Origin of the sequence: Micromonospora sp. NPDC049799 (genome assembly GCF_040656655.1) — a bacterium.
In the GTDB taxonomy this organism is placed as follows: domain Bacteria; phylum Actinomycetota; class Actinomycetes; order Mycobacteriales; family Micromonosporaceae; genus Micromonospora.
Genome location: NZ_JBFAMU010000560.1, coordinates 1 through 2,993, shown reverse-complemented (window position 1 = coordinate 2,993; position 2,993 = coordinate 1). Strand labels below are relative to the sequence as shown.

The window sequence follows — 2,993 nt, the reverse complement described above, 5'->3', positions numbered from 1 at the left end:
CTCCACCCGCCCGTCGCGCGCCGTCGCGGACCAGCCGGCGGCGTCCGTCGGCCCCGGCACCCGCACCACGGCCGCCGGGTCGAACAGCCCCGCCAGGTCCTTCGCGACGTACGTGGGCCGACGCTCCGGCGGCGCGGCGAGCAGCTCGGCGACGTCGCTGACCCCGGTGAGGACGAACAGGCTGTCCAGCCCGGCGCGCCCAGCGCCCTCGATGTCGGTGTCCAGGCGGTCGCCCACGACCAGCGTCCGGCCCGCACCGGCCCGCCGGGCCGCCGTCGCGAACAGCTCCGGCTCCGGCTTGCCGACGACCACGTCGGGGTCCCGCCCCAGGGCGGTCCGCAGCGCGGCGACCAGGGAACCGTTGCCGGGCAGCGGACCACGACCGCTGGGCAGCGTCCGGTCGGTGTTGGTGGCGATCCAGGTGGCCCCACCGCGTACGGCCACCGACGCCTCGGCCAGGTCGACCCAGCCGACCTGCGGCCCGTACCCCTGCACGACCGCGACCGGCGCCTCGTCGGCCTTGGAGACCGGGGCGAGGCCGACGGCACGGATCTCGGCCCGCAGCGCCTCCGCACCGACCACGAGCACCGCTGAGCCGGCGGGCAGTCGGTCGGCGAGCAGCTCGGCCGCGGCCGCCGCGGAGGTCAGCACCTCTTCCGGTCGAGCCGGCACGCCCATGCCGGTGAGCAGGTCGGCGACCTCGCTGGAACGGCGCGAGGCGTTGTTCGTCGCGTACGCCACCGCCCGCCCGTCGGCGTGCAGCCGTCCGACCGCCTCGACCGCGCCGGGGATCGGCCGGTCGATCAGGTAGATCACTCCGTCCAGGTCGAAGACGACCAGGGCGTACCCGTCGACCAGCCGCTCCCCAGCGTCGCTCGTCATCGCTGCCCGGCGTCCGTCCCGGGAGCTTCCGTCGCCGCGTCCTCCGCCAGCTCCCGCGCCTGCGCGTCGGTCAGCTCGTCGTCGGCCAGGTCGTCGGCGATCCCGTGGACGTCGGCGTCGGTCGACGCGTCCCCGGTCCGGTGCGACGCAGCCTCGTCGCCCTCGTCCCGGTCCTCGTCGTCCTCGTCCTCGTCCTCGTCCTCGTCCTCGTCCTCGTCGAAGTCTTCGTCGTCCTCGTCCTCGAGGTCTTCGTCATCTTCGTCGTCTTCGTCCGAGTCGTCGTCGCCGGTGAGGTCGGCGTCGGAGTGGGTCGGCACGGCGCCCGGCGTACCGGGACCCGCAGCGATCTCCTCCGCCTCGTCCTCCTCGTCGCCCTCGATGACCACGCCGTCGAGCTCCAGCAGCCGCTCGGCGGCGTCGGTCTCGCCCTCCGTGTCCACGTCGGAGGCCCGGGAGAACCACTCGCGGGCCTCGTCGCGCCGGCCCACCGCGAGCAGCGCGTCGGCGTACGCGTACCGCAACCGAGCCGTCCACGGCTCGGCGACGTCGGCGGTCAGGTCACGGACCTGGAGCATCGCCACCGCGGCGTCCTTCTGGCCGAGGTCGCCACGCGCACCGGCGGCCACGATCAGCAGCTCGATCGCGACGGCTGGGTCCAGCTTGTCGCGGTCCGCGCCCCGGAACAGGTCGATCGCCCGCTCCGGGCGGCCCAGTGCCCGCTCGCAGTCCGCGAGGACGGCCAGGTGGCTCTGGAGCCCGCTCATCCGGTGGTACGTGCGCAGCTCGGCGATCGCCGTCTGCCACTCCCCCGCGTGGTACGCGGCCAGCCCGACGGCCTCCCGCACAGCGGCGATCCGGGACGCGAGCCGGCGGGCGGCCAGCGCGTGCGCCAGCGCCTCGGTCGGGTCCTCGTCGATCAGCTGACCCGTGGCGACCAGGTGCCGCGCGACCGTGTCGGCGACCGGCTTGGCCAGCGAGAGCAGCTCGGCACGGACGTCCTTGTCCAGGTCCGTCGGGGAGATGTCGTCGGAGAGCACCGGGGCCGAGGTGCCCTCGACGCCGGCCTCGGGCCGCTCGTCCCGACGATCCCCGCCGCGGTAACCACCCTCACGGCGGTCCCCACCGCGGAAGCCGCCCTCACGGCGGTCGCCGCCACGGAAGCCGCCCTCGCGGTCACCACCGCGGAAGCCACCCGGACGGTCGCCGCCCTCACGGCGGTCGCCGCCACGGAAGCCACCCTCGCGGTCACCACCGCGGAAGCCACCCGGACGGTCGCCGCCCTCACGACGGTCACCACCACGGAAACCACCCTCACGACGGTCACCGCCACGGGAGCCACCCTCGCGGTCACCACCGCGGAAGCCACCCGGACGGTCGCCGCCCTCACGGCGATCACCGCCACGGAAACCGCCCTCACGGCGGTCGCCGCCACGGGAGCCACCCTCGCGGTCACCACCGCGGAAGCCACCCGGACGGTCGCCGCCCTCACGGCGGTCACCGCCACGGAAACCGCCCTCGCGCGGAGCGCCGGAACGGTAGCCGCCCTCACGGCGCTCACCGCCGCCGAAGCCACCCTCACGACGGTCACCGCCACGGAAGCCGCCCTCGCGGTCACCACCGCGGAAGCCACCCGGACGGTCGCCGCCCTCACGACGGTCGCCGCCACGGAAACCGCCCTCACGACGGTCGCCGCCACGGAAGCCGCCCTCGCGGTCACCACCGCGGAAGCCACCCGGACGGTCGCCGCCCTCACGGCGATCACCGCCACGGAAGCCACCCTCGCGCGGAGCGCCGGAACGGGAGCCGCCCTCACGGCGCTCACCGCCGCCGAAGCCACCCTCACGGCGCTCACCGCCACGGAAACCGCCTTCGCGACGCTCACCGCCGCCGAAACCGCCACGGTCGCCGCCCTCACGGCGGTCGCCGCCACGGAAGCCACCCTCGCGCGGAGGACCGGAACGGTAGCCGCCCTCACGGCGATCGCCGCCACGGAAACCGCCTTCGCGGTCACCACCACGGAAGCCACCCGGACGGTCGCCGCCCTCACGGCGGTCGCCGCCACGGAAGCCACCCTCGCGGTCACCACCGCGGAAGCCACCCGGACGGTCGCC

3 protein-coding genes are annotated in these 2,993 nt (G+C 75.6%); 1 reads left to right on the top strand and 2 read right to left on the bottom strand.

Going from position 1 to position 2,993, the window contains the following annotated elements; genetic code table 11:
- Positions 1–882: HAD-IIA family hydrolase (locus AB0I76_RS26325; protein WP_357040738.1), on the bottom strand; the 882-nt coding region annotated here is incomplete at its 3' end.
- Positions 879–1,856, bottom strand: coding sequence for a Replicase polyprotein 1ab (locus AB0I76_RS26320; RefSeq protein ID WP_357040741.1), 978 nt, complete (start codon positions 1,854–1,856; stop codon positions 879–881). The genes AB0I76_RS26325 and AB0I76_RS26320, both read right to left, overlap by 4 nt.
- Between AB0I76_RS26320 and AB0I76_RS26315 the strand changes: the two genes are divergently transcribed.
- Positions 1,821–2,993, top strand: a 1,173-nt coding sequence (locus AB0I76_RS26315; RefSeq protein ID WP_357040735.1) for a hypothetical protein, incomplete at its 3' end; no start/stop codon positions are given. The genes AB0I76_RS26320 and AB0I76_RS26315 overlap by 36 nt on opposite strands.